Below are 17,839 nucleotides of genomic sequence, written 5' to 3' on the forward strand. Positions count from 1 at the left end.
AGATCGCGCCGGCGGATCAATCCGGAAGGCCGGCCTTGCGGAAGCCGTCGACGAAATGCTCGAGCATCGCGTCGTCGCGGAAAGGCTCGGTCCAGACCCAGTGGCTGGTCGTGAAATGCGGATTGCTGACGAGGAACAGTTCGACCTCGGCGCGCGCCTCGTCGAGCCGGCCGAGCTGGGCCAGGCTTGCCGCCAGGAAACGGCGTGAACTCGTGCGATAGGTCTCGTCCCGGCGCAGGGTCTCGACCGCGGCTTCGTAATCGCGCGCCGCATATTGCGCCTGGCCGAGGGTGAGATAGTACCAGTTTGCCGGAAACGGGTTCAGCCGGAACGCCTTGCGGATATGCTCGAGGCCCTCCTCGACCCGCCCAGCCAGTGTAGCGATGTCGGCCAGTGTTGCCCAGGCGTCTGCCTCGTTCGGGTCGAGTTCGAACGTCTTGGCGAACTCCGCCTCCGACTCGGCGAAACTGCGCTCATAGGCAAGCAGATTGCCGAGCACCCAGCGGCAGCCGGCATCGTTGGGATCGATCGCCACGGCCTTGCGCGCCAGATCCAGGGCGACGCGGCGGTTGGGCTCGACGGGTTCGCCCCAATGCACCCACCCCATCCAGTGGTTCATGGCCAGCCAGCGGTAGGCTTCGGCATAGTCCGGATCGAGCGCAATCGCGCGCGTCAGCATCAGATGCGCTTCCCGTGCCGTCTGCGGCGTATCGTCGATCAGCTTGCGCGCCCGCACGCAGAGATCGTAGGCCTCGAGACTGCTGGGCCGGTTGCGCGGCGGCGGCGCGCGCAGCCGGCCGAGCAGCGCCTCGACGATCTTGGCGATCACCTCGTCCTGTACGGCAAAGATATCGTCCAACCGGCGATCGAAGCGTTCCGCCCACAGGTGTTCGCCGCTCATCGCGTCGACCAGCTGGGCATTGATCCGCACGCGGTCCGCGGCGCGCCGTGCGCTGCCTTCCAGCAAATAGCGCACGCCAAGCTCCCTGGCGATCTCGCGCACGTCCATCGCCTTTCCCTTGTAGGCAAAGGTCGAGTTGCGCGCGATGACGAACAGGCCGGAAGCCCGCGACAGGTCGGTGATCAGGTCTTCGGTCAACCCGTCCGCGAAGGCTTCCTGCCCGGGATCGTTGCTGAGATTGACGAATGGCAGGACGGCGATCGATGGTTTGTCGGGCAGCGGCAAGGTTTTTCGCTTCGCGCCGGCGAGCTGTTCGATGGCCCCGGTAAAGCGGTAGCCGACGCGCGGAACCGTGGTGATCCATTCACCGCCATCGATGGCCGGACCAAGCAGCTTGCGCAGCTGCGCGATCTGGACGGTGAGGTTGCCTTCCTCGACGGCGGTGCCCGGCCACGCCGCATCCATCAACGCCGCCTTTGCCAGGATTTCGCCCGGCCGTTCGACAAACGCCGCAAGCAGCTTCAGCCCGCGGTAGCCGACTGCAACGGGCTCGTCGTTCCGAAGCAGCGTCCCTGCGTCCGGATCAAGCACGAACGGACCGAAGGCAAAGCGCGATCCCTGCATGGAGCGCATCTATAGAGCAATTTCGGGAAAAGTACGAAGCGCTTTTCCGGGCGGAAGCGGGGCGCGCTTTCTCAGGGAGAGTTGCATCGAAAACAAGGAGTTAGAGCCCGTTTGGAACTTTTGAGAACTATTTGGGACGCTTTAATTACGGCGCCGTCCGTATCCGGCAGAATTCAACCTCATTCATTCAGGTCGAGGGTCTCCCAACCCTGGAACCCCCAACCCTTGGAACTCCATGGAGGTTGTCATGAACAATACCCTTGCATCGGTCCGGCATCAGGCAGCGCGGCCGGCCGGGCGGACGTCGCGCCGGCATTACAGCCTGGCGGCCCTGCGCGGCGCGATCGCGGCCTGGCGGAACCGGGCCCGCTTTCGCTGGGAGCTCAAGCAGATGTCGCTGGCCAATCCCCATTTGATCGACGACATCGGCCTGACGAAACGGCAAGCCGAGGCGGAGATCGCCAAGCTGCCCTTCTGGCAACGATGATAGCTGAAAGCATGAGGGATCCTTGAGGTCCGGGGTCGGATTATTGAAGGGATTGTCGCCGTCGTCCCTTTAGCGATCGCCCGCATCATGCCATGATCCCGGGGTCGGCCGTGGGGCCGATTCTTCATCGGGGGTTTTCATGTCTTTCACTTTCGCGCGCCGGTTCGCCGCCGCGTTTTCGCTTGCCGTCCTTGTCGCACCAGCCGCCCATGCCGGCGACGTCACCTTTGCCATCAAGAACAGCCATCCCAACGCCATGCGCGTCGAGCTCTACAGCCAGGACCGCGACTATATCTGGCCCGGCGGTGGCAAGGACTTCTATCTCGACGATGGCGAGACCAAGCAGCTGCCGATCTCCTGCAACGAGGGCGAATCGATCTGTTACGGCGCCTGGGTCGATGGCGACGAGGAGACCTACTGGGGCGTTGGCCCCGGCAACAAGGAAAAATGCGAGGATTGCTGCTACACCTGCAGCGGCGGCGAGACCGAGGAGATCAATCTGGTCCCCTGACCGGCTTGCCAGCTTGACGTTTTTCCCGCCGACGCCCTAGCCTGCGTCGAGACGATCACCCAGAGCGCGCCATACAGCTCCCTTTTGAGATGCGGCGTGCTCCAGGCAGCAGGAGCACGGCAATGGCGGGGACGGTCGAGGGCGAGAAGATCGACGTCGGGTTCTCCGGCAAGCGCTGCATCCACTCACGCAACTGCGTGCTCGGCGATCCGCATGTCTTCGTGCCCAACGCGCCGGGCCAATGGATCCATCCCGAGGCGGCCAGCGTCGAGAAGATCGTCGCCATCGCCGAAAGCTGCCCGTCCGGCGCCATCACCTACACCAGGAAGGATGGCGGGCCGCAGGAACAGCCGCCGGTGGTCAACACCGTTCGGCTGCGCGAAAACGGCCCGCTTGCCGTGCACGCCGAGATCGTGCTCGCCGGCGAGACCTTCCACCGCGCCACGCTCTGCCGTTGCGGCGCGTCGCAAAACAAGCCGTTTTGCGACGGCAGCCACACCAAGGCCGGTTTCACCGCCACCGGCGAACCGGCGTTGAAGGACACGCCGGCGCTCGACGCGAGGAATGGCCCGCTGACGGTGACCCCGACGACGAACGGCCCGCTCAAGCTCGAGGGCAATCTCGAGATCGTCACCGGCACCGGTCATACCGTCGACCGCACGCAACGCACCTTCCTCTGCCGCTGCGGCCATTCCGCCAACAAGCCGTTTTGCGATGGGTCGCATAAGAGGGTTGGGTTTGTGGGGTAGCCGTTTGGTCGGCGGGACAGCACCCCCCTCTGTCCTGCCGGACATCTCCCCCGCAAGGGGGAGATTGGCAGCATCTCTGGCGGCACCCTCTCTGCGGCGCTGAAGGTTTGCGACAGCGTGGGTGACATCTGATCTCCCCCCTTGCGGGGGAGATGTCCGGCAGGACAGAGGGGGGTGCTGGCCCGCCGACGTTGCTTGTTCGCCAACAACAATCTCTCTTCCTTGGCCCAGCGCTCGCGGCTTTATCGGCCGTCCACTATCGGCTAAGGGCAGGGCAAATAAATTCTGCCATCGGACCGCCACCAAAAATGACCGCCAAGACCAAGCCAAGACCGCTGTTCCTCGGGATCGATACCGGCGGCACTTATACCGATGCCGTGCTGTGGTCCGAGACCGAAGGCCCGCAGCAGGGGCCGAACAAGGGCAAGGTGCTGGCCAAGGCCAAGGCGCTGACCACGCGGCACGATCTTGCCGTCGGCATTTCAGGCGCCGTCGATGCGGTGCTACACAAGGCCGGCACCGATCCGGCTGCGATCAAACTGGTCTCGATGTCGACGACGCTCGCCACCAACGCGCTGGTCGAGGGGCAGGGCGGCCGGGTGGCGCTGGTCATGATCGGCTTTTCCGAGGCAGATCTTGCCCGCGACGGGCTGAAGGCCGCGCTCGGCACCGATCCGGTGGTGTTTTGTCCGGGCGGCCACGATGTCCACGGCAATGCCGCCAAGCTCGATCTTTCCGGGCTTGAGGCCGCCTTGCCGGAACTCGGCGCCTCGGTGTCCGGCTTTGCCGTCTGCGCCTATTTCGCCACCCGCAATCCGGCGCATGAGGTCGCTGCCCGCGAGCTGATCCGGGAAAAAACCGGCCTGCCGGTCACATCGAGCCACGAGCTGTCGGCCAAGCTCGGCGGCCCGCGCCGGGCGCTGACCACCTTGCTCAATGCCAGGCTGATCTCGATGATCGACCGGCTGGTGGCGGCGACCGAGGGCTTTCTCGCGGAGCGCAACATCGCCGCCCCCTTGATGGTGGTGCGCGGCGACGGCGCGCTGGTCTCGGCGGCGTTCGCCCGCCAGCGGCCGATCGAGACGATCCTCTCCGGGCCTGCCGCCAGCCTGGTCGGCGCCCACCACATGACCGGGCTCGACAACGCCGTGGTCTCCGACATCGGCGGCACTACGACCGACGTTGCCGTGCTCGACGGAGGTCGTCCACGCCTCGATCCGGAAGGCGCCACCGTCGGCGGCTTCCGCACCATGGTCGAGGCCGTCGCCATGCGCACCTTCGGCCTTGGCGGCGATTCCGAAGTGGCGCTGGAAGATGGCGCGCTTAACCCAAGGATCCTGCTTGGGCCGCGCCGCCTGGTGCCGCTGGCACTGGCTGGCATGGCGCATGGTGACGCCGTGAGATCGGAACTCGAACGCCAGCTGCGGGCACCCAATACCGGCCGCATGGATGGCCGTTTCGCGGTGCGCACCGGCGTGCCGGACAGGCTCGCCGCCGGGCTGACAGCTCCGGAGGCGCGGCTTTACGAGGCGATCGGCGCGACCCCGCTTGCCCTCGACAGGCTGCTGACATCGAATGCCCAGAACGCCACCTTGAACCGGCTGGTCTCGCGCGGGCTGGTGCACATTTGCGGCTTCACCCCCTCGGACGCGGCGCATGTGCAGGGCAAGCAGTCAAACTGGGATGCCGCCACCGCCCGCCTCGGCGCCGAGCTGTTTGCCCGCAAGCGCGACGGCCGTGGCCAGCCCATCGCTGCATCGCCCGAGGTGATCTCGGAGCGGGTGCTGGTGACGCTGACGCGCTGGTCGGCAGAATACATCCTCGAAACCGCCTTTGCCGAGGACGGGCTCGACGGCGCCGCCACGGTCGCGCACGCGCTGGTGCAGCGTGCCGTCGACGCGCATCCCGGCATCGCCCGCCTCAGCGTCGCGCTCGACCGTCCGGTCATCGGCCTCGGCGCCTCGGCGCCGCTGCACTATGCCGGCCTGGCGCCCCTGGTCGGCAATGAGTGCGTTGTGCCCGATGATACCGATGTCGCCAACGCGCTCGGCGCCGTCGTCGGTCAAGTCAGGGTCTCGGCCGAGGCGCGGGTCAGCCAGCCCAAGGAAGGGCTGTTTCGCCTTGCCTCGGGCGAAACCGTGCGCGATTTCCTCGACGAGGCAGCGGCGCTCGCGGCCGCCGAGGCCGATGTGCGCGCCATCGTCGCCCAGCGCGCCAGGGATGCCGGCACCGACAGCGCCGAGATCGACGTCGCGACCGAGTTCAAGGTTTCCACGGTCGAAGCCCAGCGCATGTTCATCGAGGCGCATGTGGTCGCGGTAGCCTCGGGACGGCCAAGGATCGCGGTGTGAGGGCGATCTCCCCCCTTGAGGGGGAGATGTCGCCGAAGGCGACAGAGGGGGTCGCCGGACATAAGGCGCTAGCCTCTTCTGTTCAAAGCAGGAGGTCGCATCCAGTCGAACCGACCCCCTCTGGCCTGCCGGCCATCTCCCCCTCAAGGAGGGAGATCGGCAGCGTCACCGCTCGCCAAAACGCTCGCCTTCAACCTAAGCTGAATTGACCCTGCAACCCCAACATGTCAAACGCCCCGCAAAGCCTTTCATCTGGAGCAGCCTGATGACCGATCGCGTCGAAATCGCCGGATTGCGGATTGCCCGCGAGCTGCATGATTTTGTGGCCGCCGAGGCGCTGCCCGGCACCGGCATCGAGGCGGCGGCCTTCTGGAACGGTTTTTCTGCCATCGTCCATGACCTCGCGCCGAAGAACCGGGCGCTGCTGGCAAAACGCGACGCCATGCAGGAGAAGCTCGACGGCTGGTATCGGGACAATGGTGCCCCCATCGACATGGAGGCCTACAAGGGCTTCCTCAAGGAGATCGGCTACATCGTGCCCGAGGGGCCGGCCTTCAGCGTGTCGACGGACAATGTCGACCCCGAGATTGCTGTCGTCGCCGGTCCGCAGCTGGTCGTGCCGGTGATGAATGCCCGCTATGCGCTCAACGCCGCCAATGCGCGCTGGGGCTCGCTCTACGATGCGCTCTACGGCACCGATGCCATCCCCGAGACCGACGGCGCCGCGAAGGGCAAGGGCTTCAACCCCGCGCGCGGCGCCAAGGTGATTGCCTGGGCCAAGGTCTTCCTCGACCGGTCGGTGCCGCTGACCACGGGAAAGTGGGCCGGCGTCAACGGCCTCTCGGTGGCGCACGGCGCGCTGAAACTGGGTGAGGGCGCCGGCGTCACCACGCTCGCCGATCCCAAGCAATTCGTCGGCTATCGCGGCGACGCCGCCAACCCGCAAGCCGTGCTGCTGGTGAAAAATGGCCTGCATGTCGAGATCGTGATCGACCGCGACAACCAGATCGGCCGCACCGATCCGGCTGGCATTGCCGATGTCATCCTGGAATCGGCGCTGACCACCATCCAGGATTGCGAGGATTCGGTCGCCGCGGTGGATGCCCAGGACAAGGTCGTGGTCTACCGCAACTGGCTCGGCCTGATGAAAGGCGATCTGGCCGAAGAGATCACCAAGGGCGGCAAGAGCTTTGTCCGCAAACTCAATCCGGATCGCTCTTACACCGCACCCGTCGGCGGCACGCTGACCGTGCCCGGCCGTTCGCTGATGCTGGTGCGCAACGTAGGTCACCTGATGACCAACCCGGCGATCCTGGACCGCGACGGCAACGAAGTGCCGGAAGGCATCATGGACGCCGCGATGACGGCACTGATCGCGCTGCACGATGTCGGGCCGAACGGGCGGCGGATGAATTCGCGCGCGGGCTCGATGTATGTGGTGAAGCCCAAGATGCACGGGCCGGAGGAAGTCGCCTTCGCCGTCGAGATTTTCGACCGCGTCGAAGCCCTGCTCGGCATGCCCGGGAATACCATCAAGATGGGCATCATGGACGAGGAGCGGCGCACCACCGTCAACCTCAGGGAAGCGATCCGCGCCGCGAAAGATCGGGTGGTGTTCATCAACACCGGCTTCCTCGACCGCACCGGCGACGAGATCCACACCTCGATGGAAGCCGGCCCGATGATCCGCAAGGGCGACATGAAGCAGGCCGCCTGGATTTCCGCCTATGAGGCGTGGAATGTCGACACCGGGCTCGAATGCGGGCTCGCCGGCCATGCCCAGATCGGCAAGGGCATGTGGGCGATGCCCGATCTGATGGCGGCGATGCTGGTCGAGAAGATCGCTCACCCCAAGGCCGGCGCCAACACCGCCTGGGTGCCGTCGCCGACGGCGGCGACGCTGCATGCCACGCATTACCACAAGGTCGATGTCCACGCGGTGCAGGCGGCGCTGAAGAGCCGTCCGAAGGCAAAACTCGACGACGTCCTCTCGGTGCCGGTCGCCGTGCGGCCGAACTGGACGCCCGACGAGATCCAGCGCGAGCTCGACAACAACGCGCAGGGGATTCTGGGCTATGTCGTGCGCTGGATCGACCAGGGCGTCGGCTGCTCCAAAGTGCCCGACATCAACGATGTCGGCCTGATGGAAGACCGCGCCACGCTGCGCATCTCCTCGCAGCACATCGCCAACTGGCTGCGCCACAAGGTGTGCTCGCAAATCCAGGTGCGGGATTCGCTGCAACGCATGGCGGCCATCGTCGACCGCCAGAATGTAGGCGACCCGCTCTACCGGCCGATGGCGCCCGATTTCGACGGCTCGATCGCCTTCCAGGCCGCCTGCGACCTGGTGTTCAAGGGCACCAGCCAACCCAACGGCTACACCGAGCCGGTGCTGCACGCGCGGCGGCTAGAGCTGAAGGCAAAAGCGACGGCCTGAAAAACGCATCGTTTCACGGAACGGCGAACCGCTCTATCTCCTTGTTCTAACGCAATTCCCAAGGGAAAGCGCTATATGCGCTTTTCCCGGGAAAACCGTTCCACACTTTTCCTGGAATTGCTCTACGCCGCCTGCGCCATCCGCTCCGAACTCATGCGATAGGAAATCGCTTCGGCTAGGTGGATGCGGCCGACCGTCTCGCTGGCGTCGAGGTCGGCGAGTGTGCGCGCCACTTTCAGCACCCGGTGGTAGGCGCGCGCGGAAAAGGCGAGCTTTTCGCTGGCGTCCTTGAGCAGTGACAGACCGGCGGCATCCGGCATGGCGATCTCCTCGATCATCGCCGGCGCGCAATGTGCGTTGGTGGTGGCGCGGGTGGCGCCGAGCCGTTCGAAGCGTTCGCGCTGGATGGTGCGCGCCCGGGCAACGCGCAGTGCGACCGCCGCGCTTTTTTCCGCCCGGTCTGGCCGGATCAGGTCGCTCGCCGAGACCGCCGGCACTTCGATCCTGAGATCGATGCGGTCGAGCAGCGGGCCCGAAATGCGCGCCTGGTAGTCGGTGCGGCAGCGTTCGCCGCGCAGGCAGCGATAGCCCGGCTCGCCGGCCATGCCGCAGCGGCACGGGTTCATCGCCGCCACCAACTGGATGCGCGCCGGATAGGTGACGCGATGGTTGGCGCGCGCGATCATGCAGTCGCCGGTCTCCAGTGGCTGGCGCAGCGCATCGAGCGTCTGCGGCGTGAATTCCGGAAACTCGTCGAGGAACAGCACGCCATGATGGGCCAGCGATACTTCGCCCGGCCGTGCGCGCATGCCGCCGCCGACCATCGCCGCCATCGAGGCCGAATGATGCGGCGCGCGGAACGGCCGCCGGTCGGTCAGCTTGCCTTCGCCGAGTTCGCCCGCCACCGAGGCGATCATCGAGACTTCGAGCAATTCCTTCGGCGCCAGCGGCGGCAGGATCGACGGCAGCCGCTGCGCCAGCATCGATTTGCCCGATCCCGGCGGCCCGACCATCAGCATGTTATGGACAGAAGACCCACGCTCTTGTATGGCCCGCATCCATGACCAAACACACGCCCCGCGCCGCACTCACCAATCGTCCCAAAGCGTACTCCTACATCCGCTTCTCGACACCGGAGCAGGAGCGCGGTGATAGCCTCCGCCGACAGACCGAAGCGGCTGAGCGGTACGCGGTACTGCATGGGCTCGACCTCGACGACAAGCTCACTTTCGAAGACCGTGGCGTCTCGGCCTACAAGGGTGCGAACGAGGCTGGGCGGCTTGGTGAGTTCCTCGCTGCGGTGGAGTTTGAGGACATCAAGGCGGGGAGCTACCTCCTCGTCGAGAGCCTCGACCGACTGAGCCGACAGAAGCCCCGCAAGGCGGTGAAGGTTCTGGAGCGGATTTGCGAAGCTGGCATCACAGTGGTCACGTTGGATGACGGGCGGGTCTACACCGAGGAACTTCTGGATGATGACCCTACGGCCCTCATGGTCGCGCTTCTGGTGGCAGCCAGGGCGAACGAGGAGAGCGCCAAGAAGGGTCGGCGGGTCGGAGAGGCGTGGGCCAATAAGCGACGCAACGCTGCCACCAAGCCGCTGTCCGCGCTGTGCCCCGGATGGTTGCGTCTCAGGCAAGATCGTACCGGATTTGATTTGATACCGGATCGGGCCGAGGTCGTGCGGCGCGTGTTCGACATGACGCTGGCGGGCAAGGGTCAGCATGCGATTGCCGAGACCCTGAACCGGGAAGGTGTCGCACCGTTCGGCATCAAGCGGCGAACCCCTGAGGAGCGCCGAGCCAAACTGAAACCGAGACCCGCCGACAGATGGCACCGGACCTACATCAAGAAGATGCTTGCCGACCCGTCCACCACTGGAGCGTTCACACCTCACCGCGTTGAGACCGTGGGCGGAAAGAAGCGGCGCATCCCGACCGAGACCGTGGAGGGCTATTTCCCGACAGTGATCGACCGCGAGGTGTTCGACAGGGTCAACGCTCTTTCCAGCGGTCGGAGCGTTAGAGAAAGCGGCACTGGCATGGCCAACATTCTGGCGGGGCTCGCCAAGTGCCCGAAGTGTGGGTCGACTATGACCCGCGTGAACAAGGGTGGCAAGAAGGGCGGCAAGCCGTACTTGGTCTGTACCACGGCCAAAGTCGGGGCCGGCTGTGAGTACCGACAGGCCAAGGTTGAAGACGTTGAACATGCGATTGTCAAGAACGCCGGGTGGCTGAATGCTTCGCTGCCCGCGACCGACGAAGCGTTGCAGAACGAGTATGAGCGGGCGGTCGCCGCTGACGAGGCGGTGAACGATGAGATTGAACGGGTTGTTGGAGCCATCACGAAGCTCGGGGAGCGGTCGTCACGCGCGTTACTCGATAGGCTTCATCAGAACGAGGCGGCGAGGGACGACCTCCGGCGCACCATCGCGGTCCTCGAGGAGCGCATTGCGGAGGCCCTCACAAACCGCGTTCAGGTGACGGCGGCGCATTTTGTTGACGCGTCTGAGGCGGAGGAACCGCGCGACGTGGCGCTGATCAACGCGACCCTCCGCCAGCTCTTCACCAAGGTCGAGGTGGACTGGTCCATCGGTCACCTTGTGTTTCACTGGAAGCACGCGCCTGGAGAGGTGACCAGCGTTACCTATGCGTGGCCGAAGGAGGTATAGGTGCAAAAAAGGGGGCCGAAGCCCCCTCTTGTTGTGCTGAAGCGCCCGTTACGCGAGCCGTCCCCGGACACATTCTTCGGCGACCGCCAAGGCCGCCTTCGCGGCAGCTAAGGCTTCGATTGCAGCGACGGCGTCGCGCGCGTGCGGATAGGGGCCGCTCGGCGGCAACCTATCACCCGAAGCGGCGGGAACGTCTCTGAAGCGATGCCTTGTGGCGATCTCGGCGATACGGCCACCGTTGACACCAAACCAGCTTGCGATGTCGTGCTGGCGGTCACCGCGTGCGAGCATCCCCTTGATCTGGGCGGCGTCCGCTCGCGTCAGGGTGACGCCGCTCGGAAAGGCTCTGTGCCCCATCGTTCTCACCCCCTGAGTGCCGCAGGAAGCGGCGCAAACAGCTCATGAAGCGGCGTGACCGACCGAAGTTCAGCGTCCGTCAGAGGAAGCTCGAGCTTTTTCTTCAGGAATGCCTTGGTTGCAAAGCGCGCCTGACGGTTGGACACGACCGAGTTGGCAGAGATACAGACGTCCTGCCACTCGGGGTTCTTCTTCGACCAGTCGACGTGGTCCAGCAAGTTCAGCCGGTCTCGCCAATCCGGGGTGGACATGAGGTCCGAACCGAGCCCCCCGAGCGCACGGAGCACGGTGGAGTGCGTGGAGATGCGCTCCTGCCGGATTTCCAACGGCAACTTGAAGCCGGATTGCGCCTTCGTCCAGTCCGGCATGTGGGTCGCCACTGTCGACCAGTAGTCGGCCAGCAGGGCGGCGTTGGCCATGATCTCCGACTTGTCGTGACCCTTGAGCACCTCAGAGCATGCGTCGTAGAGCGCAGCGAGCGTGAACAGCTTAGTCGACTTGGCCTTCAAAGCCATGTCCTCCTTCTCGGTCAAGTCCTTGAAGACAGGCACCTGCTCAACCATTGCCAGCGTGGCGGCGGCCAAATCGTCCCGTTTGTCGTACAGGATGTCGAGCGACTTCGAGGTCTTCACAACGGTCCGGTTGAGATCAGAGAACATCTGCTGGACCCGGTCGGTGGTCTCCCAGGGGAAGAGAAGGACCGAGAGCGTGTCTGTCTTCACCGATGGGCTGCCCTCGGCGAGGGCCTTCACAATGCCGGCGCAACGGTGCTGGCCGTCGTTGATGATCAGCTCATCGCCGAGCTGCAGCTTCAAAGTGCCGATGTTGGTCTCGGGATTGCCGTCAAACGGGCTGAACTTCGGCGGCGACTTGTAAGACGCGGTGATCGACGAGAACAGGTAATCGTCCTCGTTCTCGTTAATGTAACGGGCGATGTCGGGAACCCGCTTCGCGTTCAACACGCGCTGTTCACGATCCTCCGCGCTGATGCCGTTCCATTCCGTGAACTTGAAGAACTGCGGGACGGCCGTCATCGGCATGAGGCAGGCGTAGTAGGTGCGGGAACCCATCTTGCCCCGCATGGCAGACACATGAACTTCCATTTCACTTCTCCATAGCGAGCTCGCTTCGACGTAGAGCGACCACTCGCTCATTTCCTGTCAGGAGCTCTACGCCACCTATGTCACAGCTCGCCAAAGCGTGTCAACGAGCTGTAGCAACTTTATTTACGAGCTGAGGTGACACGATCGAGGAGCTCCTGGCGAAGAACGATGAGAGCTCGCTCTGGTGGGGGAGAATTTTTTGGGAAAAACGTTGGAGCGACCCATGGGACATGGAGCCACGTGCGGTTACCCCCGTACCCGGGGCCCTGGCCGAGATCGAAGCGAACGACGTTGGTCTGAAAAGGTGTGCCCTTTCCGAACCGGGCTGCGGTTGGTTCGATAAATTCCCTTGACATACCCAAATCGAACCATCTATTAGCGAACCAGTCAAATCGAACTGGAGGGCACCATGACATTCATCCGAGCCTACCTCAGGGCTTCGACCAAGGAGCAGGACGCAGGACGGGCACGGGCCGACCTCGAAGCGTTCTGCAAGGAGCGGGGGCTGACCATCGCGGCGACCTATGAGGAGAACGAGAGCGGGGCAACGCTGCACAGGCCGGAGCTGTTCCGGCTGCTCAGGGATAGCAAGCCGGGCGACATCTTGCTCACCGAACAGGTCGACCGCCTGAGCCGTCTGTCGGACAAGGATTGGGATCAGCTAAAGCGCGAGATCAAGGACCGAGAGGTCAAGGTCGTGGCGCTGGACTTGCCGACCTCGCACATGATGCTGAAGACCGAGGACGCCTTCACCGGGCGGATGTTCGACGCGATCAACGGGATGCTGCTCGACATGCTCGCGGCCATCGCTCGAAAGGACTATGACGACCGACGCCGTAGGCAGGCTCAGGGCATCGCCAAGGCGAAGGCCGAGGGGAGGATGAAGGGTCGACCTGAGGACGCAGAGCGCAACGAGGCCATCTTAGAGATGCTGCGGAGGGGGCAGAGCTGGAACACCATCGTTCGGGCCACCAACTGCTCACGGTCGACGCTGGCGAAGCTGGCGAAGCGTCTTGCACCTGCTCCTGAACCTTCGATCAGCCGCTGACGTTGAGTAACCGAGGCCGGGACGCATTCTCGTTGTCCCGGTCGTTTGCCCTGCTGTAGACGCATGCCCGTCCGCTGGTGCGGGGTGGCGATTTCGAAGGAACGTGATGTCGACGAACTGGACGGCCAAGCGCGAGCGGAAAGCCGAAGTGAAGGGCCGGGCGAACGAGCCCAGCGCGATGTTCTCCCGTTGCCGAGTGCTCGGGTGCAGCAGGCCGGCCCGTGCAGGCACTGGGGACGGTCTGGACACACGGTTCTGTCGTTCACACGCGGACCACTACGCTCGCCACGGCAGCCCCTACAGAGCCTCCTATGGAGCCCGAGAGATCAACCCTTACCGGGCCACCGCGCTGGCATGGCTTGAGCTGAACCAGAGCGACAACTATGTGGCCAATGCGGTCGACCGGGTGGCGACCCTAATGCGGACCGCAGGGCCTCATGTAGAGGCGTTTCGGTTGCGCGGGTTGGCACCACAGGAGCGCGCCAAGGCCGCTTGGGCGAGGCTGCGGAAGGCCGGCATCGACCCCCGCCGTGTGGTCGCCGCATGGCTGGCCGTCGAGATGATCATTAGGGACGACCCGAAGGCGGAGCGCAAGGCAGAGTTTAAACAGGTTCAGGCCGCCAAACTCGTCCATCGGATGGCCTCTGGCACGCACAAGAGGTGGGGCGAGGGTCCGGCTGCGACCGAGTTGCATGTCTACCCGAGACCGCGTGGTCGGGTTCTGAGACACATTGGCGAGGCGCTGGAGCAAGCCACCGAGCTCCTAATCCAACACCGGGCGACCAGTTTGCCCCAAGCCAAACGGAAGGACTGACCTGACTTGAACACCAAGCACATCCGCGTCGAGGACATCATGTTCGACGCCGAAACCCAGATAAGGGAGAAGACGAAACCGGACTTGGTGCGCCGGTATCGCCAGGCGATGGCCGAGTACGACCCCGGCGGAAACACGGTCGTGGGCTTCCCGGCAATTCAGGTCAGCGAGGCGCAGGCGAAGGGCGCAAAGAAGGTCTACGCCATCATTGACGGGTGGCATCGCGCGACCGCCGCTCTGGAACTGGGCAAGGAGTTGATCGAGGCCGAGATCATCACGGTGTCGGGGACAGAGGAACTCCTATGGCTGGCTTCACGGGCCAACCTTCTGCACGGCGAGAAGCTCTCGAACAAAGAGAAGCGGATGGCGTTCCGCAACTACCTGAAGGCCAAACAGCACCGCCATCCCGGCCCGCGAGGAGGCAGAGCGAACGGTAAGATCAAGTCGGCCAGAGAGATGGCCATCGACCTCGGCGGGATCGCTCACAAAACAGTCCTGAAGTGGCTGAAGGCGGACGCGCCAATGACCTATCAGCAGCTTCAGAGAGAGCGAACAGAGGAATTTACTGAAGTACCCGATGAACCCTTCGACGGCCTCTACAATCCTGATGCGAGGCACCGTGACGCCGCGATTGCTTACCTTCAAGAGGCCGCATTGAGAGCCCGCGCGGTCAAGGGGAGGGACGACCTACAGGCCATCCTGACCGAGCTCAACGACGTCGAGAAGGAAATCACGAAGCGGTTGCCGGTGATGACGGATGACTTCTAAGTGGGGAAATCCCCAGTCCGCACCGGGTTCGTGGTTTCAGGGAGACAACGGTAGCGGCGAAGTCGGGTTCAAACCCTTGCAGCGCAAGGCTTCCACCGATGTCGGTCTCGTGAGGACCTCAAGAGCGAACGCGAACGCGTCGTGAGGACCGCGTGCGGTTACAGGATGCCGCGCTGTTCCGTCGGTGTTCGTCAACAGCTCTTTGTCAGCAGGTGAGCGGAGGCGGCTTTGCCAAACCCGCAAATCATGGCACACAGGACGCCAACTGGTTCGGCACGCTGGGGAGGCCACTTGGCCGGAACGTTCTATGAGTTCTTCGCAGGAGGCGGGATGGCGCGCGCTGGCCTTGGCTCAGGCTGGGAGTGCCTCTTCGCGAACGACATCGACGCTGACAAGGCATCGAGCTATCGCGAGAACTGGGTCGCCGATGAATTTGAACTCGCAGACGTAGGTCGGGTCTCTGCGGCCCGGCTTCCCGGCTCGCCAGATTTGGCTTGGGCATCGTTCCCATGTCAGGACCTCTCTTTGGCCGGCGCATACAAAGGGCTGGCCGGCGCGCGTTCGGGTACCTTCTGGCCTTTCTGGCAGTTGATGCTTCAGTTGCGAGCGGAGGGGCGTTCGCCCCGCATGATCGTGCTTGAGAACGTCTTCGGTGCGCTGACCTCTCACAGTGGTGAGGACTTTCGACAGATCGCAGGTGCGTTCGCCAAGGCAAAGTATCGCTTTGGAGCGATGATCATCGACGCGCGCTTGTTTGTGCCTCAGTCGCGCCCACGACTGTTCATCATTGGCGTGCGAGAGGATGTGTTCGTCCCGCCGGGCTTGACGAGCGGAGAGCCAGTCGAGCCTTGGCACACCAAAGCGGTTCAGGCGGCCTACGCGGGGCTGCCCGAGGCTTCGCGGCAGGCATGGCTGTGGTGGTCGCCACCGTTACCGAAGCCCCGCAACGACACCTTCGAAGACCTCATTGAAGACGAGCCTTCCGGGGTCTCGTGGAACAGCACCGCTCAGACCCAGTACCTTCTAAGCCTAATGAACCCTCTCCATGCCGGAAAGGTTCGATCCGCACAGGTCCGCGCCCGTGAGACGGGCCATAGCGTTGTCGGTGGGGTCTATCGCAGGACACGCGAAGGTAGGCAAAGAGCTGAAGTCAGGTTCGACGGTTTGGCTGGCTGCCTCCGGACCCCTGCCGGAGGGTCATCACGTCAAGCGATCATTGTTGTGGGGCCACGGCAAGTCCGCAGCAGGTTGTTGTCGCCCCGAGAGGCTGCACGGTTGATGGGTCTGCCGGATAGCTACAGGCTGCCGGGAAACTACAACCAAGCCTATCAGCTCGTAGGCGACGGTGTGGTGGTTCCAGTGGTTCGACACATAGCCAAGACGCTGCTCGAACCGATGACTGCAGCGCAGGCGGACCTTCACGCCGCGCGAGTTGCGGCACAATGAGCCCAGAACAGCAGCGGGCCTTGACCGCCTTCAATACAGAGCATGTCGGCCCTTCCAATGGCACCCTGGCGTTTGTGCTGGTCGTCACGCGAAGCCTCAAGAGCATGACCTTCCCCGTGAACGCCAGCAGCCTCAAGACCGCGCAGGGAGGTCAAGTGAAGGGACTGGGGGGTGCGGCCACCGACAGCATCCTGAAGGATCATGGGATCACGCGCAGGTTAGCCTCCGAGGGCGGCAGGACGAGCCGTGGCAATCTGGGGCGGCTGGAAGCCTACGTCGACGCTATGAACTCGCTGTGGAGCGCAGGTAAGTTGGACCTCGATGATGCTGAGGCATACTGGGTCCAGCAGGTCTTGACGTATTGGGCTCAACAGCCGTTCACGTTCAAGCTCGACCCCTCCAAATCGCTACGGTCATCCATCAGGCACTTGATCTCCCAAGCCGTGTCCCGCCAGCAGGCGGCTGGTGGTAAGATGTACGCGGGCACCGTGATGCAGCACCTCGTTGGAGCCAAGCTCGACCTCGTGAAGGAGGGCGAAATCACGCATCACGGCGCATCTGTGGCGGACGCTCCAACCAATCGCGCTGGGGATTTCCTTCTGGGCGACGTCGCCATTCATGTCAGCGCCGCACCATCCGAAGGGCTGATGCGAAAGGTGGTACAAAACCTGGAAGCAGGTCTGAGGCCGGTGATCATCACCACGGAGAACGGCCTGGGCGGGGCGAAGGCGTCGGCGACGTTGGCGGGGATCGAAGATCGCGTGGACGTCATCGAGATCGAGCAGTTCATTTCTATGAATGTCTACGAATGGAGCAAGTTCGATCGCGACAGCAGGCCAACGACCGTCGGGGAATTGATCCGCCGCTACAACAAAATCGTCGCACACTGTGAAGCCGACCCGAGCCTGCGAATAGAGTTCGACGAGCCCTAAGCGCGAGCAGATCCAGGATGAAGTGCCTCTATGAGGCGCTGGGTGTCATGTTCGAGCTGGCAAGTCCAGATTACATGAACTGTCCATCCCTGTTCCTCCAACCGTAGGCGCGCATCTCTGTCGCGGCTGATGTTGCGGTCGAGTTTTGCCTCCCAATACCCGGCGTTGGATTTCGGCCGGTTCCGCCCACTTCGGCAATCGTGCCCATGCCAGAAGCAGCCATGCACGAACACTATCGTGCGATGCTTCGGCAGCACGACGTCGGGAGACCCTGGGAGTTCGCGCGCATGAAGACGGAACCGTAGTCCGGCGCGGAACAACATCGAACGCACCAGAAGCTCGGGGCGGGTGTTCTTGCTCGCGACCTTCGCCATAATGGCGGATCGCTCGTGTGGTCCAATTCGATCCAACGGGCCGTCCCGTTCTCGTTTCTGATGCAAGCCGAGAATAGGCATCCCAGCTCGGAAAGCCAACGGCGACCGAAATCAAACACTTCCAGATTATCGAGCTTTGATCCTGGCCGTTCGGAACCAGCCTGGTGGCGAAGCTCGATCCCCCTGGATCGTTCGCAATTCTCGTTTAAACGCTCCAGGGGAGATCAATCGCGCCTCGATTGTCAAAAAAAACTCCCCTGGGGTGGTTG

General features: G+C 63.8%; 15 protein-coding genes and 1 pseudogene. 11 read left to right on the top strand and 5 right to left on the bottom strand.

From position 1 onward, the window contains the following. Positions 1 to 16 precede the first annotated feature (16 nt). Positions 17 to 1,525, bottom strand: a complete 1,509-nt coding sequence (locus tag LB568_RS00425; RefSeq protein ID WP_224728709.1) for a winged helix-turn-helix domain-containing tetratricopeptide repeat protein — start codon at positions 1,523 to 1,525, stop codon at positions 17 to 19. 247 nt (positions 1,526 to 1,772) lie between these two features. On the opposite strand from LB568_RS00425, the gene LB568_RS00430 reads away from it, so the two are divergent. From LB568_RS00430 to LB568_RS00450, 5 genes are all read left to right on the top strand, one after another. Continuing rightward, a complete protein-coding gene (locus tag LB568_RS00430; protein ID WP_224686368.1) occupies positions 1,773 to 2,012 on the top strand; it encodes a DUF1127 domain-containing protein in 240 nt (79 codons plus the stop codon). A 139-nt stretch (positions 2,013 to 2,151) separates the two neighbouring features. Next, complete coding sequence (locus tag LB568_RS00435) at positions 2,152 to 2,523, top strand: hypothetical protein (RefSeq protein ID WP_013891997.1); 372 nt, start codon at positions 2,152 to 2,154, stop codon at positions 2,521 to 2,523. 122 nt (positions 2,524 to 2,645) lie between these two features. After that, positions 2,646 to 3,272, top strand: coding sequence for a CDGSH iron-sulfur domain-containing protein (locus tag LB568_RS00440; RefSeq protein ID WP_224728710.1), 627 nt, complete (start codon positions 2,646 to 2,648; stop codon positions 3,270 to 3,272). Positions 3,273 to 3,580: 308 nt separating this feature from the next. Beyond that, positions 3,581 to 5,623: a hydantoinase/oxoprolinase family protein gene (locus tag LB568_RS00445; RefSeq protein ID WP_224728711.1), complete on the top strand. Its 2,043-nt coding sequence runs from the start codon at positions 3,581 to 3,583 to the stop codon at positions 5,621 to 5,623. 265 nt (positions 5,624 to 5,888) lie between these two features. Continuing rightward, on the top strand, positions 5,889 to 8,060 hold the full coding sequence (locus LB568_RS00450) for a malate synthase G (RefSeq protein WP_224728712.1): 2,172 nt from the start codon (positions 5,889 to 5,891) through the stop codon (positions 8,058 to 8,060). A gap of 122 nt (positions 8,061 to 8,182) precedes the next feature. Here LB568_RS00450 and LB568_RS00455 read toward each other — a convergent pair. Next, positions 8,183 to 9,115 (bottom strand): annotated as a pseudogene (locus LB568_RS00455) (YifB family Mg chelatase-like AAA ATPase); the annotation flags it as partial. A 5-nt stretch (positions 9,116 to 9,120) separates the two neighbouring features. Here LB568_RS00455 and LB568_RS00460 point away from each other — a divergent pair. Then, entirely contained in the window at positions 9,121 to 10,728 is a 1,608-nt protein-coding gene (locus LB568_RS00460) for a recombinase family protein (protein WP_224728713.1), read from the top strand. A gap of 48 nt (positions 10,729 to 10,776) precedes the next feature. Here the strand turns inward: LB568_RS00460 and LB568_RS00465 are convergent, their stop codons facing one another. Together LB568_RS00465 and LB568_RS00470 are read right to left on the bottom strand one after the other, a co-directional pair. Next, positions 10,777 to 11,085, bottom strand: a complete 309-nt coding sequence (locus tag LB568_RS00465) for a hypothetical protein (RefSeq protein WP_224728714.1) — start codon at positions 11,083 to 11,085, stop codon at positions 10,777 to 10,779. A 5-nt stretch (positions 11,086 to 11,090) separates the two neighbouring features. Beyond that, positions 11,091 to 12,188, bottom strand: a complete 1,098-nt coding sequence (locus tag LB568_RS00470) for a DNA sulfur modification protein DndB (RefSeq protein WP_224728715.1) — start codon at positions 12,186 to 12,188, stop codon at positions 11,091 to 11,093. Positions 12,189 to 12,597: 409 nt separating this feature from the next. On the opposite strand from LB568_RS00470, the gene LB568_RS00475 reads away from it, so the two are divergent. The 5 genes from LB568_RS00475 (at position 12,598) to LB568_RS00495 (ending at position 17,196) form a co-directional block, all read left to right on the top strand. Next, a complete protein-coding gene (locus LB568_RS00475) occupies positions 12,598 to 13,236 on the top strand; it encodes a recombinase family protein (RefSeq protein ID WP_224728716.1) in 639 nt (212 codons plus the stop codon). A gap of 106 nt (positions 13,237 to 13,342) precedes the next feature. Further along, positions 13,343 to 14,050 carry a hypothetical protein gene (locus LB568_RS00480; protein ID WP_224728717.1) on the top strand — a complete coding sequence of 236 codons (708 nt, stop codon included), beginning with the start codon at positions 13,343 to 13,345 and terminating at the stop codon, positions 14,048 to 14,050. A 6-nt stretch (positions 14,051 to 14,056) separates the two neighbouring features. Beyond that, on the top strand, positions 14,057 to 14,818 hold the full coding sequence (locus tag LB568_RS00485) for a hypothetical protein (RefSeq protein ID WP_224728718.1): 762 nt from the start codon (positions 14,057 to 14,059) through the stop codon (positions 14,816 to 14,818). 291 nt (positions 14,819 to 15,109) lie between these two features. After that, positions 15,110 to 16,264 carry a DNA cytosine methyltransferase gene (locus LB568_RS00490; protein WP_224728719.1) on the top strand — a complete coding sequence of 385 codons (1,155 nt, stop codon included), beginning with the start codon at positions 15,110 to 15,112 and terminating at the stop codon, positions 16,262 to 16,264. Between the two features lie 20 nt (positions 16,265 to 16,284). Continuing rightward, a complete protein-coding gene (locus tag LB568_RS00495; RefSeq protein WP_224728720.1) occupies positions 16,285 to 17,196 on the top strand; it encodes a DUF4928 family protein in 912 nt (303 codons plus the stop codon). Here LB568_RS00495 and LB568_RS00500 read toward each other — a convergent pair. After that, positions 17,193 to 17,651, bottom strand: coding sequence for a very short patch repair endonuclease (locus LB568_RS00500; protein ID WP_224728721.1), 459 nt, complete (start codon positions 17,649 to 17,651; stop codon positions 17,193 to 17,195). The two genes, LB568_RS00495 and LB568_RS00500, sit on opposite strands and share 4 nt — an antisense overlap. Positions 17,652 to 17,839 lie beyond the last annotated feature (188 nt).

It is taken from the genome of Mesorhizobium sp. B263B2A, from assembly GCF_020165775.1.
Classification (GTDB): Bacteria; Pseudomonadota; Alphaproteobacteria; order Rhizobiales; family Rhizobiaceae; genus Mesorhizobium; species Mesorhizobium opportunistum.